General features: G+C 69.5%; 27 protein-coding genes. 18 read left to right on the top strand and 9 right to left on the bottom strand.

Features of this window, described 5'->3' with window-relative positions; all coding sequences use genetic code 11:
• Positions 1-7 precede the first annotated feature (7 nt).
• Positions 8-598, bottom strand: a complete 591-nt coding sequence (locus AAG801_RS17070; RefSeq protein ID WP_341889435.1) for a GNAT family N-acetyltransferase — start codon at positions 596-598, stop codon at positions 8-10.
• Entirely contained in the window at positions 595-1302 is a 708-nt protein-coding gene (locus tag AAG801_RS17065) for a cytochrome b/b6 domain-containing protein (protein ID WP_341889434.1), read from the bottom strand. The genes AAG801_RS17070 and AAG801_RS17065 overlap by 4 nt, the downstream gene beginning before the upstream one ends.
• A 163-nt stretch (positions 1303-1465) precedes the next feature.
• Here AAG801_RS17065 and AAG801_RS17060 point away from each other — a divergent pair, with 163 nt between their 5' ends.
• Positions 1466-1912 carry a cytochrome c gene (locus AAG801_RS17060; protein ID WP_341889433.1) on the top strand — a complete coding sequence of 149 codons (447 nt, stop codon included), beginning with the start codon at positions 1466-1468 and terminating at the stop codon, positions 1910-1912.
• A 150-nt stretch (positions 1913-2062) separates the two neighbouring features.
• On the opposite strand, the gene AAG801_RS17055 is transcribed toward AAG801_RS17060, so the two are convergent.
• The gene (locus AAG801_RS17055) at positions 2063-2560 is read right to left on the bottom strand and encodes a TlpA disulfide reductase family protein (protein ID WP_341889432.1); all 498 of its coding nucleotides are present in this window, start codon (positions 2558-2560) and stop codon (positions 2063-2065) included.
• 103 nt (positions 2561-2663) lie between these two features.
• Here AAG801_RS17055 and AAG801_RS17050 point away from each other — a divergent pair, with 103 nt between their 5' ends.
• The 9 genes from AAG801_RS17050 (at position 2664) to AAG801_RS17010 (ending at position 9761) form a co-directional block, all read left to right on the top strand.
• Entirely contained in the window at positions 2664-3200 is a 537-nt protein-coding gene (locus AAG801_RS17050) for a hypothetical protein (RefSeq protein WP_341889431.1), read from the top strand.
• Between the two features lie 145 nt (positions 3201-3345).
• Positions 3346-3801: a PTS fructose transporter subunit IIA gene (locus AAG801_RS17045; RefSeq protein ID WP_062478898.1), complete on the top strand. Its 456-nt coding sequence runs from the start codon at positions 3346-3348 to the stop codon at positions 3799-3801.
• Complete coding sequence (locus AAG801_RS17040) at positions 3770-4039, top strand: HPr family phosphocarrier protein (RefSeq protein WP_153281783.1); 270 nt, start codon at positions 3770-3772, stop codon at positions 4037-4039. Before AAG801_RS17045 ends, AAG801_RS17040 begins: the two co-directional genes overlap by 32 nt.
• Positions 4040-4142: 103 nt before the next feature.
• Positions 4143-5954: a phosphoenolpyruvate--protein phosphotransferase gene (gene ptsP, locus AAG801_RS17035; protein WP_341889430.1), complete on the top strand. Its 1812-nt coding sequence runs from the start codon at positions 4143-4145 to the stop codon at positions 5952-5954.
• A 168-nt stretch (positions 5955-6122) separates the two neighbouring features.
• Positions 6123-6506 carry a DUF4148 domain-containing protein gene (locus tag AAG801_RS17030; RefSeq protein WP_341889429.1) on the top strand — a complete coding sequence of 128 codons (384 nt, stop codon included), beginning with the start codon at positions 6123-6125 and terminating at the stop codon, positions 6504-6506.
• An 83-nt stretch (positions 6507-6589) separates the two neighbouring features.
• A complete protein-coding gene (locus AAG801_RS17025; protein WP_341889428.1) occupies positions 6590-7054 on the top strand; it encodes a Spy/CpxP family protein refolding chaperone in 465 nt (154 codons plus the stop codon).
• 1 nt (position 7055) lies between these two features.
• Positions 7056-7538, top strand: a complete 483-nt coding sequence (locus AAG801_RS17020) for a DUF4260 domain-containing protein (protein WP_341889427.1) — start codon at positions 7056-7058, stop codon at positions 7536-7538.
• 115 nt (positions 7539-7653) lie between these two features.
• The gene (locus AAG801_RS17015) at positions 7654-8352 is read left to right on the top strand and encodes a response regulator transcription factor (protein WP_341889426.1); all 699 of its coding nucleotides are present in this window, start codon (positions 7654-7656) and stop codon (positions 8350-8352) included.
• A complete protein-coding gene (locus tag AAG801_RS17010; RefSeq protein WP_341889425.1) occupies positions 8349-9761 on the top strand; it encodes a HAMP domain-containing sensor histidine kinase in 1413 nt (470 codons plus the stop codon). The genes AAG801_RS17015 and AAG801_RS17010 overlap by 4 nt, the downstream gene beginning before the upstream one ends.
• On the opposite strand, the gene AAG801_RS17005 is transcribed toward AAG801_RS17010, so the two are convergent.
• Genes AAG801_RS17005 through AAG801_RS16995 form a run of 3 tightly spaced genes read right to left on the bottom strand, consistent with a single transcriptional unit; the run spans position 9742 to position 14224 of the window.
• Positions 9742-11112: an efflux transporter outer membrane subunit gene (locus tag AAG801_RS17005; RefSeq protein ID WP_341889424.1), complete on the bottom strand. Its 1371-nt coding sequence runs from the start codon at positions 11110-11112 to the stop codon at positions 9742-9744. The two genes, AAG801_RS17010 and AAG801_RS17005, sit on opposite strands and share 20 nt — an antisense overlap.
• Before the next feature lie 8 nt (positions 11113-11120).
• A complete protein-coding gene (locus AAG801_RS17000; protein ID WP_341889423.1) occupies positions 11121-13097 on the bottom strand; it encodes a MacB family efflux pump subunit in 1977 nt (658 codons plus the stop codon).
• The gene (locus AAG801_RS16995) at positions 13094-14224 is read right to left on the bottom strand and encodes an efflux RND transporter periplasmic adaptor subunit (RefSeq protein WP_341889438.1); all 1131 of its coding nucleotides are present in this window, start codon (positions 14222-14224) and stop codon (positions 13094-13096) included. Before AAG801_RS16995 ends, AAG801_RS17000 begins: the two co-directional genes overlap by 4 nt.
• 244 nt (positions 14225-14468) lie before the next feature.
• Between AAG801_RS16995 and AAG801_RS16990 the strand changes: the two genes are divergently transcribed.
• The 7 genes from AAG801_RS16990 (at position 14469) to AAG801_RS16960 (ending at position 23138) form a co-directional block, all read left to right on the top strand.
• Complete coding sequence (locus AAG801_RS16990) at positions 14469-15008, top strand: sigma-70 family RNA polymerase sigma factor (protein ID WP_192193911.1); 540 nt, start codon at positions 14469-14471, stop codon at positions 15006-15008.
• The gene (locus AAG801_RS16985; RefSeq protein ID WP_341889422.1) at positions 15001-15939 is read left to right on the top strand and encodes a FecR domain-containing protein; all 939 of its coding nucleotides are present in this window, start codon (positions 15001-15003) and stop codon (positions 15937-15939) included. The genes AAG801_RS16990 and AAG801_RS16985 overlap by 8 nt, the downstream gene beginning before the upstream one ends.
• A gap of 85 nt (positions 15940-16024) precedes the next feature.
• Entirely contained in the window at positions 16025-18523 is a 2499-nt protein-coding gene (locus tag AAG801_RS16980; protein ID WP_341889421.1) for a TonB-dependent siderophore receptor, read from the top strand.
• A gap of 173 nt (positions 18524-18696) precedes the next feature.
• A complete protein-coding gene (locus AAG801_RS16975; RefSeq protein WP_341889420.1) occupies positions 18697-20874 on the top strand; it encodes a TonB-dependent siderophore receptor in 2178 nt (725 codons plus the stop codon).
• 58 nt (positions 20875-20932) lie between these two features.
• A complete protein-coding gene (locus AAG801_RS16970) occupies positions 20933-21571 on the top strand; it encodes a DUF4198 domain-containing protein (RefSeq protein ID WP_341889419.1) in 639 nt (212 codons plus the stop codon).
• Between the two features lie 31 nt (positions 21572-21602).
• The gene (locus AAG801_RS16965; protein WP_341889418.1) at positions 21603-21965 is read left to right on the top strand and encodes a DUF3325 domain-containing protein; all 363 of its coding nucleotides are present in this window, start codon (positions 21603-21605) and stop codon (positions 21963-21965) included.
• A gap of 129 nt (positions 21966-22094) precedes the next feature.
• Complete coding sequence (locus tag AAG801_RS16960; protein ID WP_341889417.1) at positions 22095-23138, top strand: NADP-dependent oxidoreductase; 1044 nt, start codon at positions 22095-22097, stop codon at positions 23136-23138.
• Between the two features lie 104 nt (positions 23139-23242).
• Here the strand turns inward: AAG801_RS16960 and AAG801_RS16955 are convergent, their stop codons facing one another.
• Positions 23243-24076, bottom strand: coding sequence for a hypothetical protein (locus AAG801_RS16955; protein ID WP_341889416.1), 834 nt, complete (start codon positions 24074-24076; stop codon positions 23243-23245).
• Positions 24077-24385: 309 nt separating this feature from the next.
• Between AAG801_RS16955 and AAG801_RS16950 the strand changes: the two genes are divergently transcribed.
• Entirely contained in the window at positions 24386-25450 is a 1065-nt protein-coding gene (locus AAG801_RS16950) for a DUF6708 domain-containing protein (RefSeq protein ID WP_341889415.1), read from the top strand.
• 82 nt (positions 25451-25532) lie between these two features.
• Here the strand turns inward: AAG801_RS16950 and AAG801_RS16945 are convergent, their stop codons facing one another.
• Both AAG801_RS16945 and AAG801_RS16940 read right to left on the bottom strand, forming a co-directional pair.
• A complete protein-coding gene (locus tag AAG801_RS16945; RefSeq protein ID WP_101493857.1) occupies positions 25533-25859 on the bottom strand; it encodes a hypothetical protein in 327 nt (108 codons plus the stop codon).
• A 79-nt stretch (positions 25860-25938) separates the two neighbouring features.
• Positions 25939-26790: a DMT family transporter gene (locus AAG801_RS16940; protein ID WP_341889414.1), complete on the bottom strand. Its 852-nt coding sequence runs from the start codon at positions 26788-26790 to the stop codon at positions 25939-25941.
• Positions 26791-26865: the final 75 nt, after the last annotated feature.

Below are 26865 nucleotides of genomic sequence, written 5' to 3'. Positions count from 1 at the left end.
GGCGAGCCTAGAGGTCTACCTTGAGGTAATGGGCCCCGGCGACGGGGTTGTGATAGTAGGGCGGCACCTCCGCGAAGCCCAGGTCTTCGTAGAGGGCGCGCGCCGACTCCATGTCGTCGAGGGTGTCGAGCAGCACGCAGGCATAGCCTGCGCTGCGTGCCGCATCCAGGATGGCTTCGGCCAGCTGCCGGCCGAGCCCGAGGCCCCGGAACCCGGGGCGCACATACAGGCGTTTCATTTCCGCTGCGTTCGCATAGTCCGTGCTGTCGATCGGACGCAGCGCGCAACAGCCCGCCACATGGGCGAGCGTGCCGTCGGCGCGCTTCAGCGTGGGCGCGGCGCGGCCGGCGTCTTCGTTCACATGGGCGGGGTCGACCAGTGCCAGCAGCAAGGTGCCGCGTGGCTCGGCGTACTCGCCGGGCAGGCCGGCCAGCTCGCCGTCGAAATCCTGGAACGCGAGGTCGATGGCCAGCGCGCCGGCGTAGTCGCGGAAGATCGCGCGCACGGCGTCGACTTCATGCGGTTCGTCGGGCGTGAGGAGCACCACGGCCGGCACGTCCGACAGCGGCAGCGGGCGGGAGACGGAAAAGCCGCTCATACGCGCAACGACGCCACCCAGAATGCCACGCCCGCGCACAGCGCGAACAGCACCAGCGCCAGCGTGCGCGACACCGCATCGTCGCGGCTCGGGGGCACGCCGTTGCCATTCCCGTTCCCGTTGGGGGCCGCACCCGCAATCACCAGCTTGTCGCCCGACAGCATCGGCCCGACCAGCCGGTGCCGCTTGACCAGCACATAGAACAGCACCGCCAGCACATGCAGGCTCACGAGGCCGATCACGATCCACTTGCCCTGCGCCTTGTGCCAGCCCGTCGCCAGGCTCACCATGGCGCCCGACACAAAGCGGGTCAGCGGTCCGGAGGCGGAAATCTCGTCGTCGGCCATCAGCCCTGTGGCGACCTGCAGGATCAGCAGCGCCAGCACCGCGAACACCGACAGCGCGCCCAGCGGCGTGTGGCCGATCAGGTGGTCGGGGTGCGATTTGCCGCGCAGGTAGGCGATGACCGAGCCCGGCGCGTAGATGAAGGCCGCGAAGCGCGACCAGCGCCCGCCCACGAAACCCCAGACCAGCCGGAACAGCAGCAGCGCCAGCACGGTGTAGCCGAGGCGGAAATGCCACTCCATGATGCCGTTCAGGCCCGTCACGATCAGGCCGATCACGGCGAAGGCGAGTGCCCAGTGAAAGAGGCGGGTCGGCAGGTCCCAGACGCGTGTGCGGGCCACCGAGAGGGTGTCGGTCATCGAAAAAGGCGCCGGGGCGCGAGGCTGCGGAAGGCGCAGATTAGCAAAGTCCGGCCCGGTCGTTGCACCGGGTTGTTGCTATGCGTCCGACACGGGCAGCCCCTACACTGCCCGCAGCGCCGCGTTCGACGGTGCCCAAACCCCACACAAGGAAGGTCCTTCGATGATCCGTTTTGCTTCGTTCGCCCTTGCAGCCACCTGCGCTGCGATGTCCCTGCCCGCCGCGGCACAGTTCGCCAAGCCCGAGGACGCCATCAAGTACCGCCAGAGCGCGCTGTTCGTGATGGGCCAGCACTTCGGTCGCCTCGGCGCGATGGCCAACGGCCGCGTGCCTTACGACGCAGCTGCTGCGGCCGCCAACGCCGAGGTCGTGGCTGACATGGCCAAGCTGCCCTGGGCTGGCTTCGGTGCCGGCACCGAGGGCGGCAAGGCCAAGCCCGAGGTCTGGAAGGAAGCCGCGAAGTTCAAGGAACACCAGGACAAGGTGATCGCCGAGACCGGCAAGCTGGTGGTCGCCGCCAAGGCCGGCAACATCGACGCGCTCAAGGCCCAGTTCGGCGCGACCGGCGCGAGCTGCAAGGCCTGCCACGACAGCTTCCGCAACCAGTAAGCCGCGGGCTTTCGCAATGAAAAAGGCGCTCCGCAAGGAGCGCCTTTTTCGTTTCAGGGATACCGCGGAACCGGCTTTGCCGGGCCGCTGGTATCGCCCCCGGTAGGGGGTTGGCGAAGCGACACGAAGTGCGCGCAGCCTGGGGGCGAGTCAAGCTTCCGCCAGGAGCTTTTCGATCAGTTTGTGCAGCTCGGCAAAGTCGGGCTCGCCCACGTAGCGCTTCACGATCTCGCCCTTCTTGTTGACGATGAAGGTGGTCGGCGTGAGCTTCACGTCGCCCCAGGCCTGCGCCACGCTGCCGGTGTTGTCGATCGCCACCTTGAACGGCAGCTTGCGGGTTTCGGCAAAGTTGACGACATAGCTCGGCGGGTCGTAGCTCATGGCGATCGCCAGCGTGTCGTAGCCCTTGGCCTTGTACTTGTCGTAGGTCGAGATCACCTTGGGCATCTCCGCCACGCAGGTCACGCAGCTCGTGGCCCAGAAGTTGACCAGCGTGACCTTGCCCTTCAGGTCGGCCGTGCTCTTGGTGGTGCCGTCGAGCAGCACGAAGGTCGAGGCCGGGGCGGCCGTGCTGCCCGAACCGAGGTACACGCCCACGCCGGCGGCCAGGGCGATCACGACGGCGGCGGCAGCGATGTATTTTTTCATGGGCACCTGAAGGAGAGAGGCGGGGCGATTTTAGTTCCGCGTGCAGGATCGCGTTGGCGCAGGCCCTTCACTCTCCCGAAGGCCGCTCGATAATCGTCCTCCGATGCCATCGCTTCCTTCCCCCTCCTGGCCCGTGCTGGCCCTGGCCGCCGCATTGGGCGCCTGCAGCCCCACCTTCAACTGGCGCGAAGTGCCGATCGCCGACGCCGGCCTGGTCGCGCTGCTGCCCTGCAAGGCCGACCGCGCCCAGCGCGCGCTGCCGTTGGGCGCCGAGTCGGTGCAGGTCGACATGACCGGCTGCGAAGCCGGCGGCGCGACCTTCGCCGTGGCCCATGCCGCCGCCACCAGCCCGGCGCAGGCCGAGGCCTGGCTCAAGGCGTGGCGCACGGCCACGCACGGCCAGCTGGGCGTGGCGCAGGTGATCCAGGGACCGGCCACATTGCCGCGCGCCACGGCCGTTCCCGCACCGTGGCGGCTTGACGGGCAATCGGCGCAGCAGGGCGTGGCGCCGGTCCAGGTGCTCTGGTTCGCGCAGTCGCAGAAAGACGGCAGCGTGTCGCTCTACCAGGCCACCGTGCTCGGCCGTCCGTCCTCGCCCGAGGCGACAAAGACCTTCTTCGAGGGCCTGCGCCTGCCCTGAGTTCGGGCCCCGAGGTGCAGCTATCGTTTTTGTAGCTGTTGCCGCGGCGCCAATGGCCGCCTTCCCCGGCTGGCGCGTTGTGTCCTCCATGTCTCTACTTCCTTTGGGCGCCCCCGCATAATCGACGCGTCGTCCTCCGAGCCGCATGAACAGCATCCTCATCATTGCCCACTCCCCGTTCGCACAGGCGCTGCGGCAGTGCGCGCTGCATGTGTTCCCCGACTGCGAACAGGCGGTCGTGGCGCTCGACGTGCTGCCCAACGTGTCGCCCGAAGAAACGCTGGCCGCCGCGCGCATCACACTCGCGCAGCAGCTGCATGCCCCGCGCTCGCAGGTGCTGGTGCTGGCCGACGTGTTCGGCGCCACGCCCTGCAACGTCGCGCAGAAGCTGGTGGACGGCGTGCGCTCGCGGCTCGTGGCCGGTGTCAACCTGCCGATGCTGCTGCGCGCCGTCACCTACCGCCACGAACCGCTCGACACGCTGGTGCAGCGTGCCCTCGCGGGCGGCACCGCCGGCGTCATGCAGGTGGCGGTGGCGGCTCCCCAGAACCAGGCGAAAAGAAAGCACAGTGATCAAGAAATCCGTGACCATCAGCAATAAGCTGGGCCTGCACGCGCGCGCGTCGGCCAAGCTGACCAAGCTCGCGGGCAGCTACCCCTGCGAGGTGTGGCTGTCGCGCGGCGACCGCCGCATCAATGCCAAGAGCATCATGGGCGTCATGATGCTGGCCGCCGGCCTCGGCGTGACCGTCGAACTCGAGACCAACGGCCCGCAGGAAGAAGAAGCCATGAACGCGATAGTCCATTTGATGGACGACAAGTTCGGCGAAGGCGAATGACTGTGGCCCCCACGCTCCGCACTGCGTGTCGTCGCTGCCCCCCGAGGGGGCTCGGCCGCCTTGGGGCGGCCCGGCGGCGGCCGATAACCTTCGGTCCACGCGCATGACCTTCGCAGTCCACGGCCTCCCTGTCGCCCGTGGCATTGCCATCGGCCGCGCGGTGCTGGTGGTGTCCAGCCGCATCGACGTGGCGCACTACTTCATCAAGCCCGACGAGATCGAGACCGAAATCGACCGCGTGCGCACCGCGCGCAATGCGGTGTCCGACGAACTCACCAAGCTGCAGGCCAGCGTGGCGCAGATGGGCCCGAACGACGCGCCGCACGAACTCGCGGCGCTGCTCGAGGTGCACCAGATGCTGCTGCAGGACGACGTGCTCAGCGGCGGCGTGAAGCACTGGATCAGCGAGCGGCTGTACAACGCCGAATGGGCGCTCACCACCCAGCTCGAGGTGATCGCGCGCCAGTTCGACGAGATGGAGGACGAGTACCTGCGCGAGCGCAAGGCCGACCTGGAGCAGGTCGTCGAGCGCATGCTGCATCGCATGACGGGCACGGCCGCCGTGCTCGCGCCCAGCCCGCCGCGCCGCAAGCGCGCCGCCGCGCATCACGACCACGACGACGAAGACGACGACCCCACCGCGGGCGACGGCTTCGACGTGCCGCTGGTGCTCATTGCGCACGACCTCTCGCCGGCCGACATGCTGCAGTTCAAGAAGAGCGTGTTCGCGGGCTTCGTGACCGACGTGGGCGGGCGCACCTCGCACACCGCCATCGTGGCGCGCAGCATGGACATTCCGGCCATCGTCGGCGCGCGCTCTGCGAGCCAGCTGGTGCGCCAGGACGACTGGGTCATCATCGACGGCGAAGCCGGCGTGATGATCGTCGACCCGTCGCCGATCATCCTGGCCGAGTACGGCTTCAAGCAGCGCCAGGGCGACCTCGAACGCGGCCGGCTCGCGCGGCTGCGCCACAAGCCCGCCGTCACGCTCGACGGCCAGCGCGTCGACCTGCTGGCCAACATCGAGATGCCCGAAGACACGGTGGGCGCGGTCAAGGCCGGCGCCGTGGGCGTGGGCCTGTTCCGCAGCGAATTCCTCTTCATGGGCCGCGAGAACTCCGCGCGCCAGACGCGCCTGCCCGATGAAGAAGAGCAGTACCAGGCCTACAAGCGCGCGGTCGAGGGCATGCAGGGCATGCCCGTCACCATCCGCACCATCGACGTCGGCGCCGACAAGCCGCTCGACGGCAAGTCGGCCAGCAAGCAGGAGCACCTGAACCCCGCGCTCGGGCTGCGCGCGATCCGCTGGAGCCTGGCCGATCCGGCGATGTTTCTCACGCAGCTGCGCGCCATCCTGCGCGCGGCGGCGCACGGCGAGGTCCACCTGCTCATTCCGATGCTCGCGCACGCCAGCGAGATCCGCCAGACGCTGTCGCTCATCGACTTCGCGCGTGCCGAACTCGACAACCGCGGCGCGGTGTACGGCCCGGTCAAGCTCGGCGCCATGATCGAGATCCCGGCCGCCGCGCTCACGCTCAAGACCTTCCTGAAGCACTTCGACTTTTTGTCGATCGGCACCAACGACCTGATCCAGTACACGCTGGCCATCGACCGCGCCGACGAGGCCGTCGCCCACCTCTACGACCCCGCGCACCCCGCGGTGCTCAAGCTCGTGGCCGACACCATCACCGAGTGCCGCCGACAGGGCAAGGGCGTGTCGGTGTGCGGCGAGATGGCGGGCGACGTGGCCTTCACGCGCCTGCTGCTGGGCCTGGGCCTGCGCAGCTTCTCGATGCACCCATCGCGCATCCTCGCCGTGAAGCAGGAAGTGCTGCGTGCCGACACCGGCAAGCTCGAGCCCTGGGCGCAGGGCGTGCTCGACGCGGACGATCCCGCCGCCGCTCTCGCGGGCTGAGCCCGCGCTTTCGCATACCTTTGTCTTCGTGATGCGCCGTGAAAACGGCGGATTGCGGGCCGAACGAAACAAACCGAAATACGGCGATACCGAGGCGAAAGGACTCGCCGCGCCTTGACGCGCACCATCAGGTCTCCTCTTCCAACCCCTGAAAGAAAGGCCTGCATCATGATCGTCAAGTCGTCCTTTTCCCTCGCCCAGCTCGTCGCTGTCGGTTCCTTCGCCATGCTCGCCGCCGCCGGCGCCAAGGCTGAAACCTACCAAGGCGTTCACGCCCCCGTGTCGGCCATGAGCCGCGCCGACGTCAGCGCCGAAGCCGCGCGCACTGCCGCCGCCCCTGATCAGAACGTCGTGCGTGGTTCGCGCGGCCCCGAGACCGTGGCTGTGTCGACCGACCGCGCCCGCGTCGTCGCCGAAGCCGTGCGCACCGCCGCTGCACCCGACCAGAACGTGACCTCCGGCTCGCGCGTGAACAGCAAGGTCATCTCGACGATGCAGAACCCCGTCGACGCGCGTGCCGCCGCCGCGCGCGACAGCGGCAGCCGCCTCTGAGCCACTGCGGCGCATTGGTCGTCGCCGTCGCCTCGTCCATCACTGAAGAAGCCCCGCGCAGGGGCGCATGAAGGAGCACCCCTATGAAGCACTGGATCAAACGAACCTTGTTCGGATTCGCGGGCCTGGCCGTCGTGGCCGGCAGCATCGCCGGCTGTGCCGGTCACCGCCACGGCTGGGGCGGCGATAGCGCCGAGTTCCGCACCAAGATGGTCGAGCGTGTCGGCAGCAAACTCGAGCTTGACGCCGCACAGAAGCAGAAGCTCACCGTGCTCGCCGAGAAGCTGCAGGCGCAGCGCCAGGCCATGCGTGGTGCGGGCGGCGCGGGCGATCCGCGCTCGCAGTTCAAGGCACTGTTCGCGGGCAACACGCTCGACCAGACCGGCGCCGCGCGCCTGATCGAAGAGAAGACCGCCGTGGTGCGCACCGGCAGCCCCGAGGTCATTGCCGCCGCGGCCGATTTCTTCGACCACCTGAATCCCGCCCAGCAACAGAAGGTGCGCGACTTCATGGAGCGCGGCGGCCGCCGCTGGTCCCGCCATGGCTGACATGGGCTCGCCCCCCGGCCTCGCGCGCTTCGTGTCGCTGCACCGACCCGCTCTGCGGGAGCCGCAGCACCACGCGGCCTCCGTGGTGCCGCGCGAACCGGCAGCGCCGGCCGTGGACGGTGTGCGCACCGTGCTGCGCTTCGAAGGCGCGGTGGTGCTCGCAGTCGCGCTGGTCGGCTATGCGCAGTTCGGCATGGGCTGGGGCGTCTTCGCGCTCTGGCTGCTTGCACCCGACCTCTCGCTGCTGGGTTACCTCGCGGGCCCGCGCGTCGGTGCGGCGCTGTACAACGCGGCGCATGCGCTGATCGGGCCGGTGCTGCTGCTGGCGCTCGGCGTGTTCGCGGCGCAGCCGTGGGCGGTGGCCGGCGGCCTGATCTGGCTGGCCCGCGTCGGGCTCGACCATGCGCTGGGCTTCGGCCTCAAGTACGCGACCGGCTTTGCGTCCACCCACCTCGGCCGCATCGGCCGCGCCGATCCATGGTGATCGCGACCGTGTGGCTTTTTCAGACGGCGGGCACGCCCCGGGCGGTGCCATGCCGTCTGGATTGATTGCAAGCTTTGCCATTCGCGCTCTCTTTGCCAGGAGGCACAATCCCGCCATGCCGCGCATCCTGCTGATCGACGACGACGAACACCTCGCCGCGCCGCTGACCACCTACTTCGCACGCTTCGGCTGCACGCTCGACAGCGCCAAGCGCCCGAGCGAAGGCATCGCCAAGCTGCGCGCCGGGCACTACGACGCGGCCATCCTCGACGTCATGCTGCCCGAGATGGACGGCTTCGAACTGTGCCGCGAGATCCGCAAGGAAAGCGACATCCCCATCGTGATGCTCACCGCGCGCGGCGAGGTGATGGACCGCGTGGTCGGCCTCGAACTCGGCGCCGACGACTACGTGCCCAAGCCCTTCGAGCCGCGCGAACTCGTGGCGCGCGTGCAGACCATCCTGCGCCGCCAGCGCAGCGCACCGGCCGCCGCTGCTGCCAACGCCCAGCTGCGCGTGTTCGACGGCCTCTCGATCGACCTCGACCGGCGCCAGGTCATGCGCCACGGCGAGCGCGTGGAACTCACCGGCACCGAGTTCGATCTGCTCGCGCTGCTGGCCGGCGAGCCCGGCAAGGTGTTCAGCCGCGACGACATCCTGAACCGGCTGCGCGGCCACGAGGCCGAGCTCTTCACGCGCGCGGTCGACATCGTGGTGAGCCGGCTGCGCAAGAAGCTCGAACCGCTCGATTGCATCAAGACGCTGCGCAACGCCGGCTATGCGCTGGCCGTGGCACCCGGCGAGTCTTCTTCATGAGATTCAAGGGCAGGCGCGCAGGCGCCGGGCAGGGCGACAACAACAACGGCGTCGAACGCAGCTGCACCGGCAAGGAGCGACGCCGGCACTGGCACGCGCGCATGCATGCACAGATGCAGCAGCGCTGGCGCAGCTCGGTGCGCGTGCGGATCGTGATGATGTTCGTGGTGCTCGCGCTCGTGATGGCCGCGGTGTTCGTGGGCGGCATGAAGCGCTCGTTCTCCAGCACCTGGGCCGAGGCCGCGCAGCCGATGCTGACGGACTACGCCGACCGGCTGGTCACCGAACTCGGCACGCCGCCCGACACGGTGCGCGCGCAGGCGCTGGTCGACCGGCTGCCGATCACCATCCGCATCACCGGGCCCACGGTGAACTGGGAGTCGAACCCCGGCGACGACATGCACGCACGCGGTGGCTGGTTCCGCGACCGCGACCGCGACGAGTCGATGTTCTCCACCGAGCGCTGGTTCGTGCGCCCCACGGCCGACGGGCACAAGGTCATCTTCGGCTGGGCACCCCGGCTCTGGCAGCTCGCGCCGCGCGCGGCCGGCTGGACCACGCTGGGCGTGCTGCTGCTGCTTGTGGTGGTGGCCTACGGGCTGGTGAGCCGGCTGCTGCGTCCGCTCATCGACATCCGCGAGGGCGCGCAGCGCTTCGGCCGCGGCGAGTTCACGCAGCCGATTCCGATCCGCCGCAACGACGACCTGGGCGACCTCGCGCAGCGCGTCAACACCATGGCCAGCGACATCCAGGCCATGCTCGACGCCAAGCGCGGCCTGCTGCTGGCGCTGAGCCACGAACTGCGCTCGCCGCTCACACGCGCTCGGCTCAACGCCGAGCTGTTGCCCGCCACGCCTGAGGGCGAGGCCGAGCGCGAGGCGCTGCTGCGCGACCTCAACGAGATGCGCGACCTGATCAGCGACCTGCTCGAAAGCGAACGCCTCGCGAGCCCGCATGCCGCGCTGCAGCGCGAGCCCGTCGACCTCGCTGCGCTGGTACGCGAGATCGTGGCCGAGATGCCCGGCGCGCAGGCCGTGCAGCTCGACCTCGCGGACGGCCTGCCGCCGCAGGCCGTCGACCGCATGCGCGTGCGCCTGATGGTGCGCAACCTGCTGGACAACGCGCTGCGCTACAGCGCTGGCGCACCGCACCCGCCCACCATCACCTTGCGTGTGCCGGTAGACGGCGGTGCCGAGCTGGAAGTGCGCGACTTCGGTCCCGGCGTGGACGACGCGCAGCTCGAACGCCTGACCGAGCCCTTCTATCGCACCGACGGCGCGCGCGCGCGCGCCACGGGCGGTGTCGGCCTCGGCATGTACCTGTGCCGGCTCATCGCCGAAGCCCACGGCGGCCGGCTCACGGTGCGCAACGCGCACCCGGGCCTGCAGATCAGCGTGCGTTTCGGTTGAGGCGGGCGGTGGCTGCCGCTTCGGCAGACCAGCCGCCGCCGAGCGCGTGGTACAGCGCCACGCTGGCCTGCAAGCGCGCCTGCAGCAACTGCGCGCGCGCGTCCTGCGCGGCGAACAGCGTGCGCTGCGCATCGAGCAGCGTGAGCAGCGTTTCGGCGCCCGCGCGGTAGCGCGACTCGGCGAGCGTGCGCGCGCGTTCGGCCTGCGCCAGTTCTTCGTCCTGTGCCACGCGCTGCGTGTCGAGCGCGGCCACGGCCTCGAGCGCGGTCAGCGCATCGGTGAAGGCGACCACGGTGGCGGCGCGGTAGTTCGCGAGCAGTTCCTCGCGCCGCGCGGCCGACAGGTCACGCGCCGCCGCCCGCCGCCCGCCGTCGAAGATCGGCGCCGCGAGCGCTGCCGCGAGGCTGTACACCGGGTGGTCGAACAGCGTGCCGAAGCGCGGGCCCGCCGCCGCGAGGCCGGCGCTCAGTGTGAGCGTGGGGAACATCGCCGCGCGCGCCGCCGCCACGTCCGCATCGGCCGCGGCCAGGGCGGCTTCGGCGCGTGCGATGTCGGGCCGGCGCGCGAGCAGGTCGGCCGGCAGGCCCGCCTCGACCGACGGCAGCGCGAGCTGCTGCAGGCTGGCGACGGCGATCGGCACCTCGCTGCCGGCCTGGCCGAGCCAGCGTGCCATGCGGACGTCCGCCGCGCGCGACTGCTGGCGCAGCGTGGCGGCCGTGCGCCGCTGCGAGGCGACGATGCCGCGCTGCTGCGCGAGTTCGAGCGGCGAGGCCGCACCCGCGCGCGCACGGGCCTCGACCAGCTGCAGCAGCCGTTCGGCATCGTCCAGGCTGCGCCGCGCGATGGCCGTGCGCTCGCGCAGGCCCAGTGCTTCGAGCCAGGCCGCGCCCGCGCCCGCGCGCAGCGCGAGCCGCACCGCGTCGTGGTCGAAGGCGCTGGCCTGCAGCGAGGCGCCGGCGCTGTCGCGCTGCGCGCGCAGGCGGCCCCAGAGGTCGACCTCGTAACGCGCATCGAGCCCGAGCGCACGCCGGTTGCCGCTCACGTTCGCATCGCCGCCGAGCCGGCCCTGGCGCTGCACATCGGCGGTGGCTGACAGTTCAGGCCAGGCCGACGCACCGGCGATGCGCTCCTGCGCTTCGGCCTGGCGCAGGCGCGCTTCGGCGGCGTCGCCATCGGGGTTGCCGGCATCGACCGCGGCGACGAAGGCCGGCAGCTCGGTGCTGCCGAAGCCCGTCCACCACGGATCGGCGACGGGCGGTGTGCGCGCAGGCGCATCGGTGGAAGGCGTCGCGCAGCCCGCGAGCAGCAGCGCCGCCAGGGCCAGCGCGGCGGGAGAGAAAAAGCGCGTCATGGCATTCATCATTCGGAAGACAGGGCCGCGACCGGGTCGAGCGCGGCGGCCTTGCGGGCCGGCATGAAGCCGAACACCAGGCCCGTGAGCACGGCGCAGCCGAAGGCGCCCGCGATGGCCGTGAGGGAAAAGATCACCGGCACGTCCGCCACCATGAGCGCGGCGCCGAACAGCAGCCCGCCCACCACGCCCGCGACGCCGCCTGTCACGGTGACCAGCACCGCCTCGACCAGGAACTGCCGCAGGATGTCGCGCTGGCGTGCGCCCGTGGCCATGCGGATGCCGATCTCGCGCGTGCGCTCGCGCACGGTCATGAGCATCACGTTCATCACGCCAATGCCGCCGACCACCAGCGACACCGCCGCGATCAGCCCGAGCATCACGGTCATGGTGCGCTGGGTCTGCGCGCGCGCCTTGATCGACTCGGTCTGGTTGAACACCTGCACGTCGCGCACGTGGCGCTGCGCGGCCAGCACCTCGACGATTTCCGCCGCCGTCTCGGAGGCCTTGTCGACGTCGTGCACGGCCACCGCCACCCAGGTCGGGTGGTTGCTGCCGTACAGCCGTGCGGCGGCGGTGGAGAAGGGCACGATCACGCGCTCGTCCTCGCTCGCCTGGCCGCCGCCCGCGCCCTTGGCGGCGAGCACGCCCAGCACGTCGAAGGGCACGTTGTCCAGCAGGATGCGCTGGCCGACCGGGTCGGTGCCGTCGGCGAACAGCGCGGCCTGCACGCGCTCGCCGATCACCGCGACCTTGGCCAGGCTCTGCTCGTCGCTCTCGTCGAAGAAGATGCCGCGCGCGGTCGGCCACTTCAGTGCCTGCTCGAAGTCGGTGGTGGCGCCGCCGCCCTCGGTGCGGTGGTCCACGTTGCCGCGCCGCGCCACCACGAAGCCCTCGATGTAGGGCATGGCCACGCGCACGTTGGGCAGGCGGCGGAGGGTGTCGACGTCGGCCAGCGTGAGCTTGCCGCCGCGCCCGCGCGCGCTGTCGGGAATGGCGGCCACATACATCTTGTCGGCGCCGAACAGCGAGATCTGCTTCATCACCGCCTCCTGCGAGCCGGTGCCGACCGCGAGCATCACGATGACCGAGGCCACGCCGATCACGATGCCCAGCAGCGTGAGGCCGGTGCGAAAGCGATGGATCCACATCACGCGCCAGGCCGCGCGCAGCGCCTCGTGCAGCTCGGAGAGCAGGGCGCGCGGCGTGTCGGCGGCGTCGGCTGTGTTCGCAGGGGAGGGCAAGGGAAGCGGCTCTGGCAGCGCTTCGGCGGGCGCACGCCCGCTGTCCGACACGATGCAGCCGTCGCGGATTTCGATCACGCGGCGCGCGCGCTGCGCCACCTCGCGGTCGTGCGTGATGAGGATCACGGTGTGGCCGGCGGCGGCCATCTCGTCGAGCAGCGCCATCACCTCTTCGCCGCTGCGCGAGTCGAGCGCGCCGGTGGGCTCGTCGGCCAGCACGATGCGCCCGCCGTTCATGAGCGCACGCGCGATCGACACGCGCTGCTGCTGGCCGCCCGACAGCTGGTGCGGCCGGTGGCTCAGCCGATCGCCCAGGCCCAGGCGCGTGAGCAGCCCGCGCGCGCGCGAGGCGCGCTCGGAGGGCGGCACGCCGGCATAGATGGCGGGCATCTCGACGTTCTCCTGCGCCGACTCGGTCGAGATCAGGTGGTAGCCCTGGAACACGAAGCCGAAGGCCTCGCGCCGCAGCCGCGCGAGCGCGTCGGCGTCCATGCCGGCCACGTCCTGGCCGGCGAACAGGTAGCGCCCCTGCGTCGGCCGGTCGAGGCAGCCGAGCAGGTTCATCAGCGTCGACTTGCCCGAGCCCGAGCTGCCGACGATGGCGACGAACTCGCCCGCATGCAGTTCGAGCGTGATGCCGCGCAGCACCTCGACGGCCGGCGCGCCGTCATGGCCGCCGTAGGACTTGCGCAGGTCGTGCAGCGCGATCAGCGGGGTCGTCTTCGTCTCGGCTGCACTCACAGCTGGAACTTCCGCGTGCCGCCGCCGGCCGCGCGCTCGCCGGTGATCAGGCGCTCGCCTTCGGCCAGGCCTTCGAGCACCTCGCCCGAGAGTCGGTCGCGCACGCCGATGCGCACCTCGCGCGGCGCGGGCTGGCCGTCGGGGCCGAGCACGCGCGCGGTGAAGCGTCCGCTCTGGCCCTTCACGGCCGTGAGCGCGGGCAGCGGCGCCACCACCACGTCGTGCGCCGAGGCGGCGACGAAGTTCACCTGCGCGGTCATCTGCGGCATGAGCTCGCCGTCGGCGTTGTCGACGTCGAACAGCACGGTGTAGAGCACGACCTTGCTGGCGGCCGGTGCCTGCGGTGCGACGCCGCCGCCCTTGCCCGCGGGCACGGGCGGCGAGGGCAGCACCTGGCGCACGGTGCCTTCCCAGCGGCGGCGGTCGGCGCCGAGCGTGGTGAAGTACACGGCCATGTCGCGCTTCACGCGGCGCACGTCGGCTTCGGAGACCTCGGTCCACACCGTCATGCTCGACAGGTCGGCCACGCGCAGGATGTCGGGCGTCTGGTAGGTGGCGTTGAGCGTCTGGCCCTCGCGCGCCTGCACCGAGACCACGCTGCCGGCCATCGGCGCGTAGATGCGCGTGTAGCCCAGGCGTGCCTCGTCGGCCTTCAGCGTGGCCTGGGTTTGCGCGATCTGGGCTTCGAGGTGCGCGATCTTCGCGGCGGCCGAGGCCAGCGTGGCTTCGGCGGTCTGCACGTCTTCGGCGCGCGTGGCGCCCTCGGCGGCCATCTGCTGCTGGCGCGCGAACTGCTGGCGCGCCAGGCGATGCTGCGCGTGCTGGTCGGCCAGCTGCGCGCGCAGGCCCGCGAGCGAGGCGCGGCCGGCGTCCACCGTGGCCTGCTGCACGCTGGGGTCGATCTCCACCATCAGCTGGCCCTTCTTCACCGGGTCGCCGGGCTGCACGTGCAGCCGCAGGATCTGGCCCGACACCTGCGCGCCCACGTCCACATAACGGCGTGGCTGCAGCGTGCCGATGGCGGTCACGCTGTTTTCGATGTCGCCACGGCGCAGCACGGCGGTTTCCCAGCCGGGGTCGCGCGGGCTCGCCCAGACATAGGCCACGGCGGCGGCGGCCAGGGCCAGCGCCGCGAAGGCGGCGATGCGCAGGCGCGTGCCGGCGCGCGAACGGGAAGCGGGCGCCGTCACCGGGCGCCCTTGCGGAAGAAAACGAGGGTCATGCTGCTAAGACGTGCGAGACGCGGAAACGGGTAGCCCGCGCGGCACGCCTCATGCGCAATGAGACGTTTCGGGGGACAGGACAAACTTTACAAATCTATAATGAGAATAACTCTCAATTGCGTCGCTGCCTGCGATGCCCCTTCACACCATGTCCCATCCGGAAGTCCGGCAGCTGTACGTCGACCACCAGGGCTGGCTGCGCAGCTGGTTGCTGGGCCGCCTGCGCTGCGGCTTCACCGCGGCCGATCTCACGCACGACACCTTTCTCAACCTCATCGAGCTGCCCCAGCAGCCGGTGCTGCGCCAGCCGCGCGCGTTCCTGCAGGTGGTGGCGAGCCGTTTGATGATCAACCGCTTTCGCCGCATGCAGGTCGAGGCCGAGGTGCTGCGCACCGTGGCGCTGATGGCCGAGGACGCCTGCGCGCCGAGCGCCGAAGACAGGGCCTGCGCGCGCGAGCTGCTGGGCCAGGTGCTCGCGCTCTTGGCGACCGAGCTCGACGTGAAGAGCCGCACCGCGTTCCTGATGGCGCGCGTCGAAGGGCGCTCGTACCGCGAGATTGCGGCCGAGCTGGGCGTGTCCGAAACGCGCGTGAAGCAGTACCTCGCGAAGGTGCTGGCGCATTGCCACGGCCGCATGGCAGCGGTCGCGCCTGAACCGGAAACTTCCGAAGCCCCGGCCCATGCCTGACGCGGCTGCCGAGCGCATACGCCAAGAGGCGGCGCTCTGGGCCGTGACCCTCGCCGACGACGCGGTGGACGACGCCACGCGCGCCGCCTGCGACGCCTGGTGCGCGCTCGACGAGCGCCATGCGCGGCTGCTGGCCGAGATGCGCCGCATGTGGGAATCGGTGACGCCCGACACCCCCGCGCCGCAGCCCGCGCGCCGCGGCCCGTCGCGCCAGATGCTCGGCGCGCTCGTGCTGCTGCCCTGCCTGCTCGTGGCGGGCGCCGCGATGCCGTGGCAGGCCTGGCTGGCCGACGAGCGCACCGGCGTCGGCGAGATCCGCCACCTGCGGCTCGAGGACGGCAGCCGCGTGGCGCTGAACAGCGACTCGGCCATCGACATCGATTTCTCCGGCAGCGTGCGCCGCGTGCAGCTGCTGCGCGGCGAGGTCTTCGTCGAGGTCGCGCATGGCGACAAGCCCTTTGCCGTGGTCGATCGCGATGGCACCGCGCAGGCGCTGGGCACGCGCTACGCCGTGCGGCGCGAGGCGGACGACACGCGGGTCACCGTCACCGAATCGCGCGTGCGCGTGCAGCCGCTCGACGCCGGCGACGACCGCTGGGTCGACGTGCAGGCAGGACAGCAGGTGCGCTTCGATCGCCGCGGTGTCACCACCGACACCGTGCCCGCCGCGTCCGGCGGCCTGGCCTGGCCGCAGGGCCGGCTGGTGTTCGACGACGCGCCGGTGGCCGAGGTGCTGCGCCAGCTCGGCCAGCACCGGCCCGGCCTGCTGCTGGCCGACGACGAGGCCCTGGGTGCGCTGCGCTTCACCGGCGTGCTGCCCATCCAGCAGAGCGACGCCGCACTCGCGCTGCTCGCCAGCGCGCTGCCGAGCTTGCGGGTCTCGACGCTGTCGCCGTGGCTCGTACGCGTGACCGCCACGGCGCCGCCGTGACCGGGCGGCTGAACTTTTTCGCGCACACCGCTACCCGTTTCCCGTGCCCGCTTGTCATAGGTGGTGAAGAGAGATTCACCACACCATGACAGGACCTGCAGCAGACCCGACCGAGACCGCGCACGCTGGCGTGAAGCGCTGGCATCGCCTGCGCCGTGCGTTCGTGCTGGCGAGCCTGGTGCTGCTCACCGCGCCGGCTGCTGCGCAAATGCCCGCTGCCGATGCCGCCTTCGAGTGGCACCAGCCCGCGCAGCCGCTGAGCAGTGCCCTGACCGCGCTCGCCGTGCGCACGGGGCTGCTGCTCGGTGTCGATGCCGAGGTCGTGCGCGGCAAGCGCGCGCCCGCGCTGCAGGGCCGCTACACGGCGCGCGAGGCGCTGCTGCAGCTGCTCGAAGGCAGCGGCCTTGAAGCGGTGCGCGGTGCGTCCGGCGGCTACGCGCTGCGCGTTGCGGCGCAGCGCCCATCGGGCCCGAAGCCGCAGGCCGAAGCCCCCGCGGCAGGCGGTGCGCTCAGCGAAGTCACAGTCACCGGCGGGCGCGACACCGGCACCGTCACCGAAGGCACCGGCTCCTACACCACCGACGGCGCGATCGGCACTGCGACGCGGCTCGAACTCACGTTGCGCGAGACACCGCAGTCGGTCAGCGTGCTCACGCGCGACCGCATCGATGACCAGGGCCTGAGCCAGATCAGCGACGTGCTGCGCCAGGCGCCCGGCCTGAGCTTCGTGCAGAGCGGCAACGCCGGCACCGATGCCAACGCCGTCTACGCGCGCGGCTTCGAGGTCGAGAACTACCAGGTCGACGGCATCCCGCAGGCCGGCACCTGGCTGCTGCAGACGGGCGACCTGGCCTTCTACGACCGCGTCGAGGTGGTGCGCGGCGCCACCGGTTTGCTCAACGGCGTGGGCACGCCCGCGGCCACCGTCAACCTCGTGCGCAAGCGCCCGGGCAACACGCTGCAGGCCAGTGCTTCGTTCAGCGCGGGCACCTGGAACCGGCAGCGCGCCGAGCTCGACATCGGCGGGCCCGTCACCGCCGACGGCCGCGTGCGTGCGCGCGTGGTCGCGGCCGTGCAGGACGGCGACTCGTGGATCGAGCGCCACCACGAGAACAAGCGCCTGTTCTACGGCATCGTCGAGGCCGACCTCACGCGCAGCACGCGCCTGAGCGCCGGCTTCGAACTGCAACGGCACGACAACGACGGCGTGGCGCGCGCCGGCCTACCGCTGTACTTCAGCGACGGCACCGAGGCCGACTACGGCCGCTCGCGCAGCGCTGCCGCGCGCTGGGCCCGTTCGTACCAGGACCAGCGCCAGTACTTCGCCGCGCTCGACCACCGCTTCGACAACGGCTGGGCCGTGCACGCCGCCTTCAACCGCTCGCGCCGCGCCTACGACGACGTCATCGGCTACGCGCTGCGCGGCTATATGAACCGCGCCACGGGTGCGGGGCTCGGCCTGTGGACGAACCGCTGGAACGCGGTGCCGGTGCAGAACGCGCTCGACCTGTACGCCAGCGGCCCCTTCGAACTCTTCGGCCGGCGCCACGAGCTGGTGCTGGGCTACAACGCTTCGCGCACGCACAGCGACGCGCCTCTGTACGCGGGCTGGAACGTGGCGGGCTTCGATCCGTGGCTGGCGAATTTCAACAGCTGGACCGGCGACCTGCCGGCCCAACCGCATCAGCCCGTGACCGGTCGGCAGGACACGTCCACGCGCCAGACTGGCGCCTATGCCACGGTGCGGCTGCGGCCGACCGATGCGCTCTCGGTCATCCTCGGCGCACGCGTGAGCGACTGGAAAGACGTGACGCGCAGCTTCCCTTTGCAGCGCGCCGCCACCGTCACCGCGCGCAGCGAGAAGGGCGTCGTCACGCCGTACGCGGGCGTGGTGTTCGACCTCGACAAGCACTGGTCGGCCTACGCCAGCTACACCAGCATCTTCAAGCCGCAGGCCAGCAAGGACCGCAGCGGCACCTACCTCGACCCGCTCGAAGGCCACGCCTACGAAGCCGGCGTGAAGGGCGCGTTCTACAGCGATCGGCTCAACCTCAGCGCCGCCGTGTTCCAGGTGAAGCAGGACAACCTCGCCGTGCGCCTGGACAACGAATTCGCGCCCGACGGCTCCGCCGCCTACCGCGCCGCCAAGGGCACGACCACGCGCGGCTACGAATTCGAAATCGCCGGCGAGCTGCTGCCCGGCTGGCAGGTCGGCGGCGGCTTTGCGCACAGCGTGGCACGCGACGCGGCCGGCCAACGCCTGAACACGCAGGTGCCCAAGAACCTGCTGAAGCTCTTCACCAGCTACCGCATCGCCGGCATCGGCAACGGCCTTACGGTGGGCGGCGGCCTGAACTGGCAGAGCGACACCTACAGCACCGGCCTCGGCCCTTCGGGCCACGCGCGCTTCACGCAGCAGGCCTACACCACGCTCGACCTCATGGCGCGCTACCCCATCAACAAGCACCTCGCCGTGTCGGTGGCGCTGAACAACGTCTTCGACACGCGCTACCGCACCAGCACCAGCAGCAGCTTCTACGGCGCCCCGCGCCACCTGCTCGTGAGCTTGCGCGGCACCTACTGACGCACCGAGTTTTTTCTCCGCAGCCAGGTCGCTGCCGGCCCCTTCGCGGTCGGGTGTGCGTCGCTAGCCATCTCCTGCCAACGGGCGTTGCCGATCTCACGGGTCGGGCCGTCCCCTTTCTTCATGCCATGAACCAGCATTCGTTTTCACGCGCCCGCTTCCGGCGGTCTCCCGTGGCCCTCGTCGCCCTGCTTTGCTGCGGCGTTGTCAGCGCGCAGCAGCAACAACAGGTCGCCAGCGGCGCGGCGCTGTCCGAGGTCACCGTGTCGGGGGACCGCAGCGGCCGCACCGAGGGCAGCCGCTCCTACACCGCCGAGCAGGCCTCCACCGCGACCCGCATGGACCTGTCGATCCGCGAGACACCGCAGTCGGTGACCGTGATCACGCGCGAGCGCATGGACGACCTGGGCAGCGCCCGCATCGACGACGTGCTGGGCCAGACCACCGGCATCATGGTCGGGCAGGCCGACAGCGAGCGCGTGAACTACGCGGCGCGCGGCTTCTCGATCAACAACTTCCAGATCGACGGCATGCCGCGCGGCCCGAATTCGCCGCTGTCCGACACCGTGCTGTACGACCGCATCGAGGTCATCCGCGGCGCCACCGGCCTCATGGGCGGCACGGGCGATCCGTCGGCCACCATCAACTCGGTGCGCAAGCGCCCCACGCGCGAATTCCAGGGCAGCGCCTCGCTCACCTACGGGCGCTGGAACCACAAGCGCGCCGAGGTCGACCTGTCGGTGCCGCTCACCGCCGACGGCCGCATCCGCGCGCGCACCGCGCTGGCCTGGCAGGACCGCGACTCGCACATGGACATGTACCACGAGCGCAAAACCGTGGGCATGGTGATCGTCGAAGCCGACCTCACGCGCTCCACCTTGCTCACCGCAGGCATCGACTTCCAGGACAACAAGCCCACGGGCGCGACCTGGGGCGCCGTGCCGTACTGGAACCACGACGGCACGCTCGCCAACCTGCCGCGCAACACCAGCCTCAGCACGCCCTGGAGCACCTGGGCCAACAAGCAGCACACGACTTTTGTCTCGCTGCAGCACCGCTTCGACAACGACTGGAAGGTGCACCTGGGCTATGCGCGCACCACCAGCGCCAACAACACCACCGTGGCTTATGGCGGTGGCGGCTACCCCAACCGCTTCACCGGCGCAGGGATGTCGCTGTGGAGCGGCAACTACGGCGAAGGAAAGTACGTCAACGACAACTTCGACCTCTATGCCACCGGCCCCTTCAACCTGTTCGGGCGGCGCCACACCTTCATCGCCGGATGGAACGGCGGCAACCAGACCTACACCACGCAGGGCGGGCGCTCGATCGTGCCGTTCTCGCTGTCGATTCCCGACTACCGCACCTGGACCGGCAACATCCCGCGCCCGATCTTCCTGGCCGACGGCTCGAAGACCGTGGGCTTCACGCAGCTCAACGGCGGCTACGTGGCGGGCCGCTTCAGCCTCACCGACCCGCTGAGCGTGATCGTCGGCGCGCGCGTGAGCAACTACCGCAGGTACACGCACGCCTACAACACGGCGCTGCAGTACACGCGCACCACGGGCAAGTCAGAAGCGAAGGACGAGGTCACGCCCTACGTCGGCCTGGTCTACGACCTGGACAAGCGCCACTCGCTGTATGCCAGCTACACCACGCTGTTCAATCCGCAAAGCTTGAAGGACCGCAACGACCAGTACCTCACGCCCGAGACCGGCACCAGCGCCGAGCTGGGCCTGAAGGGCGAGTACTTCGGCGGCGCGCTCAATGCGTCGGCCGCCGTGTTCCAGGTCAAGAAGAAGAACCTGGCCGAACTCGATCGCAGCGTGTCCGCCGGCTTCCGTCTGCCCGACGGCGGCCAGGCCTACGTGGCCAGCGGCGACGGCGTGACCGCGCGCGGCATCGAGTTCGACGTGTCGGGCCAGATCACGCCCGACTGGAACGTGACCGCCGGCTACACCTACCTCGATGCGAAGACCGCCAAGGGCGCGCGCGCCGTGCCCAACCAGCCCAAGCACCTGCTGCGCTTTGCGACCGCCTACCGCTTCGGCGGCACCTGGCGCGGCCTGAAGGTCGGCGGCGACATGACGGCGCAAAGCGGCATCTACGGCGAGTCGTGGTACGGCCAGCCGCCGCTGTTCAGCATGAAGGACCCGCTGCCGCGCATCTCGCAGAAGTCGTACGCGGTGTTCAGCCTCATGGCCAGCTACGAGATCCACAAGAACCTCACGGCGCAGCTGAACATCCGCAACGTCTTCGACAAGAAGTACTACCGTAACGTGGGCTTCTACGACAGCGTGTTCTGGGGCGAGCCGCGCAACGTGAGCGTCACCCTGCGCGCCAGGTTCTGAACACCCCGCCTTCCATTCCGTCTCAACCATGCCATCAACCAACCCTGGAGCATCGACCATGAAGAAACCCCTGTTCTCCCTTGCCACCCTCGCGGCGGCCGCGTTCGTTTTCTCGGGCGCCGCGCACGCCCACTTCGTCTGGCTCGAACCCGCCGCGGGCGGCGAGGCCAAGGCCTACTTCGGCGAATGGGCCGAAGACCTGCGCGAGACCGAGTCGGGTCACCTGAAGCTGGTCAGTGCGCCGCGCGGCATTGCGGCCGACGGCAAGGAGACGCCCGCTACGCGCCATGCCGATCACTTCGTGGTCAAGGCCGACGCCAGCGGCGACGCGCGCCTCGTGGGCGCCTACGTCAGCGACAAGGGCGTGGCGAGCCTCTACCAGGCGCGCACCGGCCGCACCGAGACCGTCGCGCGCCACACGCTCGAGCTCGTGCCGCAGGCCGCCCACAGCAACAGCTTCACGCTGCTGCTCGCAGGCAAGCCGCTGCCCAAGGCCGAGGTGGTCGTGTTCGGCCCGCCCAAGTGGGAGAAGAAGTTCACCACCGACGACGCCGGCAAGGTCACGCTGCAGACGCCCTGGCCCGGCCAGTATGTGGTCGAGGTGAACCACACCGACAAGGACGGCAAGGGCAGCTGGGACGGCAAGCCCTACACGCAGACGCGCCACGTCGCCACGCTGAGCTTCGTCGTCCGGTGAGGGCGGGGCTTCCGGCGCGGAGGTGCTTGCAATGAGCACCTTCGCGCTGGTGTGCGCCCTGTTTGCGTCCGCGCTCGGCGGCTTCATCACGCTGAGCCTGGCGATGGACCGGCATTACGAAGACGCCCACGGGCGCGGCTGCACGCCGGGCCCGTCGCGGCCCTGGCAGCAGCTGGGCGGCGCGGCGCTGCTGGTGCTGTCGCTGGTCGCCGCGCTGCGTCTGCGCGGGCCGGCCATGGGCTGGGTGCTGTGGCTGGGCGCGCTCACGGCCGCTGCGCTCGTGGTGGTCGGCCTCGTGAGCTACCGGCCCGCCTGGGCGCGGCGCATCGGCGCCGTGGCCTCCGTGCTGGGCGTCGCCACGGCGGCGGTGCACGGGCTGCTCCTGCTTCCATAGCAGGGCCGCAGAAGGTGCAAAAGGGGCCGGGCGGGCTGTCGCCTGCGCTACGCGCGGGGCCTTGCCCCGCGACTACGATGCGCCTGCATCGCCGACGCCCGGCACATCCACGTCAAGGAGACAGACACCATGAGCAGCCCCCTCACCAACCACCAGGTCCGTCTTGCCAAGCGCCCCGAGGGGACGGCCACGCGCGAGCACTGGCGCTTCAGCACCGAGCCCGTGGCCCAGCCCGACGAGGGCGGGGTGCTGGTTAAGACGCTGTCGCTGTCGCTCGACCCCGCCATGCGCGGCTGGCTCAACGACGCCAAGAGCTACATCCCGCCCGTCGCCATCGACGAGGTGATGCGCGCCGGCGGCATCGGCCGCGTCGTCGCTTCGAAGAACCCGCAGTTCGCCGTCGGCGACACCGTGTACGGCACGCTCGGCGTGCAGGAATACATGCTCGTGCCGCAAGACCAAATCAAGCGCAACGGCCTCGTGAAGATCGACCTGCGCGTGGGCACCATCACCCAGTGGCTCAACGTGCTGGGCATGCCCGGCATGACCGGCTACTTCGGCCTGATGGACGTGGGCATGCCCCAGGCAGGCGAAACCGTCGTCGTCTCGGGCGCGGCCGGCGCCGTGGGCCAGACCGTGGGCCAGCTGGCCAAGATCAAAGGCTGCCGCGTGGTCGGCATCGCAGGCGGCGCCGCCAAGTGCGACTGGGTGGTGAAAGAGCTGGGCTTCGACGCCTGCATCGACTACAAGGCCGGCGCGGGCGCCGTGCGCGAAGGCCTCAAGGCCCACTGCCCGAAGGGCGTGGACATCTACTTCGACAACGTCGGCGGCGACATCCTGGATGCCGTGCTGGCACGCCTGGCACGCAAGGCCCGCGTGATCATCTGCGGCGCCATCAGCCAGTACAACAACGCCAACAGCATGCCGGCCGCCGGCCCGAAGAACTACCTGAGCCTGCTCGTGAACCGCGCGCGCATGGAAGGCATCGTGGTGTTCGACTACGCCGACCGCTACCCCATCGCCATCGCCGAGATGGCCGGCTACCTGAAGGACGGCCGCATGAAGAGCAAGGAAGACATCGTGAAGGGGCTCGACACCTTCCCCGAGTCGCTGAACAAGCTGTTCGCGGGGGAGAACTTCGGCAAGCTGGTCCTCCAGGTCGCCGAAGACTGACGCCGCCGAAAGCGTCCGCAGCCCCGTCACGCGGGGCTGCCCCAAGCGGGGCATCAAGGGACGACGGATCTGGCAAACGCGGGCGGGCTTTGCGCCACGGTCGGTCAGACCTTCGACGAGATGATGGCTTCCAGTTGGGACCCTGCCGGAATTTCCCCGATCCTGGACAGCAGTTCATCCGGCCAGCGGGCGGGCGTGCTCGTGGCTTTGACAATCGCCATATAGAAGGCGGTGAAGATGAAGAACAAGCTGACCCATGGAAAGCCGAACACCCCGAAAAGAACGCTCCAGGGGTGCGTCTTGAGGGACTGATGGGGCGGGATGACCCACGTTCCGATGGACCGCAGAATGCTTCCTTGGGGCTGCTGGCGAAGGTCCTCCATGTCAGCGCCCATGGCGCGGCGGTTTCGCATGAAGCGACGCGAGGCATTGACGAGCCTGGAAACGACCATGGCGCCGCTCAAGCGATCGAGGGTCTGAGTGACCGGTATTTCGACACTGCGTCCATCGCTCGGGTCAGAGCTTTCGATCCGCAGGAAATGCTGGTGCAGCCGTTGTCCAGCGCTCGATTCGCGGCTGGTCTCGACGGTATAGAAACGAACTTCTTTCCATGGCACAGCGCGCAGCTGGCCATCGCTTGCCCAGTAGCCCCGCCGCGTTTCGCGATCGAAAACCGCATAGATCGGCGCACGTTGAAACAGGAAGCTTCGAGGATAGAAAAGCTGCGTGCAGACCATCACCAGCAGAAACATGGCGATGCCAAACGAGGGAAGGAAAGATGCCCATTCGTTGGGCCCGTCGCCTGTGCCCACGATGAAGGTCGCGCATAGCACGCAGAGCAAGACAATCGAGCAGAACGATGCGAATGCTGCGCCCGTCTGCAATCTGTTTCGCGCAGGCCCGATGAGGACGAAGTTGTCGCCGACTTTGTGCAGCACTGCCGACAGGGCCCCATCCGAGGGGGGATTTGATGAGGTCACCTTGCTCTCGGTACAGGTTGGTGTGGAAAGGATGAAATTCTGACAACCTCCGCGCTTCGTCAGTGGGCCGGTCGTGTGAACGACCCGCACGACGCATGGGTCACAGCAAGATACCGGACGCCCTAGAGGCTGTCATCGAAACAGGACTGAAGGCCAACCTGATGCAGTGGCTGTGGCCCAGAATCGCTGCACCCAAACCCATCGATCCCTGATGGATGTTCTTCAAGAAAATGCAGCACGATACAGCTGCACCGGAGGAAGCTGAACGTGCTCAAGCATGGTGAGTTCGTGGCACCAGCCATCGCGTTGCTGCAAGGCGTCGAGCCTGCGCCGAACAAGGTAGACGACCAAGCGCTCAATGGCGTGCTGGAGCGCTTCAGAAAGAACAAGCGCGCCAGCGACCAGCCCAGTGCCCTGAACAATGTGGTGGCGGTGTTCAAGGACGCGATCGCGCTTCAGCAACCGGGGGCATCCGCACAGATGCGCGGATTCGGGTTGATGAGCGTGACGGCCTGCGTTGTCGTCCAGACATGGGCCCTCTGGATGGCAATTTCCTCGGGGATGTTGAGCGTGTTCACGTCCTGGCGGCATCCGTTCCTGGCGCTGGAGATGGTGGTCGTTGCGTTCCTGGCGTTCTACGTTTTTCCTCGCTGGTACCTTTTCTTCTTGCGCATGGACCTCTTTGCCCCTGAGGACGAGCCGACCGTCTTCGACCGCAAGCACCGCAAGGTCTATCGCCTGTTTCCGCCGCTCGACGGTTCTGCCGACAGCGGATGGCAGCGCCTGCGCCTCAAACCCATCGCGCTGCAGGCGGTGGAATACGACTGGGCTTGCATCACGGCCGAACACCGTGTGACGTTGGCATCCACAGGTCGGGCCCTCTCGCGCCTGCACAGCCTGACGCTGGTGGTGCGGGACTACCGCAAGCCCGACGAAAAAGAAGGCCGCCTGCTTGATGAATTCGATGTGGGCAACAGCCTGGGCATGGGCGAGTACACCGTGCCGATGCTGTGGGAGCACATCCGTCGCTTCATGGAAGACGGGGGGCCTGGTGTTCCGCAGGGCGAGCAGCTTCAAATCTTCGAGCGTCCCCGAAACCTGTGGCAAAGCATGGGCGTGGTCAGTCCGTTCGGACCCAAGCTGGGCTGGTGGTGGAGAACGAACCGTTTTCCGACCGTTCTTTTCCTGCTCCTTTTTCCTGTGACGTTGCCGTTCTTCACTGTGTGGGCACTGTGCAACTGGATCAGCCACATGACCATGCGCAAGGTCATCTGGCCGCAGGAGGTACTGGAACGGTTGGGGCGGCCTTCGCCCATCAAGAAGTCGCCATGAGCGGTGAAGGCGGCAGCGTCGCCTTGCCCCGCCGATTGCGCGGCGTATCGGCCGCCGGCCGATCGAAGCCGCAGCCGACAGCTCAATCGTCGACCGGCCGCATCGGAATATCCCCCATCGCATCGTCCTCCCGCAGCCCGCGCGCGGCCTTCAGAAGTTCGATCGAGAGGCCGTCGCCGTGGCCTGCAAAGCCTTGGGCGATGCCTTCGAGCACGGTCGACAGGTTGGTGTCGCCGTCGGTGCGGGCGTCCATGCTGATGTTCAGGACCCGCGCGGCCATCTGCCGGTAGGTGACGGCGCCCGCGCCCTCCAGCGCGGCCACCAGGTCGAGGTACAGCGCCAGGTTCATGTCGAACACCAGCTTGGGCGTGATCTCGAAATCCTCGGTCTTTTTGTTCTTCTGATCCATGGGGGTGACTCCTTTTTCCTGAGCCTCCACTCTAGCCACAAAAAACGACAAGCTCTGTCGGGCATCGCCCTGATTTGTCTCATTTCGCACGCGTGCCCATCACCGCGGCCGAGATGATGAGCGCCGCCGCCAGCGCGATGCTGGCCGTGAGCGCCCGGCCGGTCACGGCCAGCAGCAGCGCGGTGGAGGCCAGCGGCGTGAGGTAGCTGAGGATGCCGATCTGCCGCGCATCGCCGCGCTTGAGCGCCATGTCCCACACGAAGAAGGCCGCGCCCAAGGGGCCGAGGCCGCACAGCGCGACCAGCAGCCAGTCTTTGGCCGACAGCGGCACCGACGGCTCCAGCAGCGCATGGCAGGCCAGCGAGAGCACACCCGACACCAGCCCGAACAGGCCGATGGCCGAGGTCGGGAAGGGCGTGACGCGCTTCGTCCACAGCGAGTAGCTGGCCCAGATGAAGGCCGAGCCGGCCGCGGGCAGGAAGCCCCAGTACGTGGCGGGTGCGCCGGAAAGCGCAGCGCCGCCGCTGCGCGCACCGAGGATCGCGATGGCCGCACCTGCGAAGCCCAGCAGCGCCGCCACCACGTGCAGCGGGCGCAGCGACACGCCCGGCAGCAGCACCGGCGCGAGCACCACCATGAGCAGCGGCCAGAGGTAGTTGACGAGGTTGGCCTCGACAGGCGGCGCGTGCCGCAGCGCGATGAACAGCAGGAAGTGAAAACCGAAGAGGCCGTACACCCCGAGCGCCAGCGTGCGCGGCGGCACGCGCCAGGCGCGGCGGTCGCGCAGCACCAGCGGCCAGCTCGGCACGCTGCCGATGATCAGCGCCAGCCCGGTCAGGAGGAACGGCGGCAGGTGGGACAGCGCGGTGCCGAAGGTGGCGAGCGTGGCCCACAGCGCGATGGCGAGCAGGGCGTAGAAGGTGGCGGGCATGGAGGTCGAGGCTACGTGAGGCGGTCGTCGCGCGTTGGCGGTGCATCGTCGCGCAACGACGGTCTGGTGTGGCTC

It is taken from the genome of Variovorax sp. YR752, from assembly GCF_943372545.1.
The sequence above is the reverse complement of the archived record's forward strand: the minus strand, read 5'-3'. Positions and strand labels throughout refer to the sequence as shown.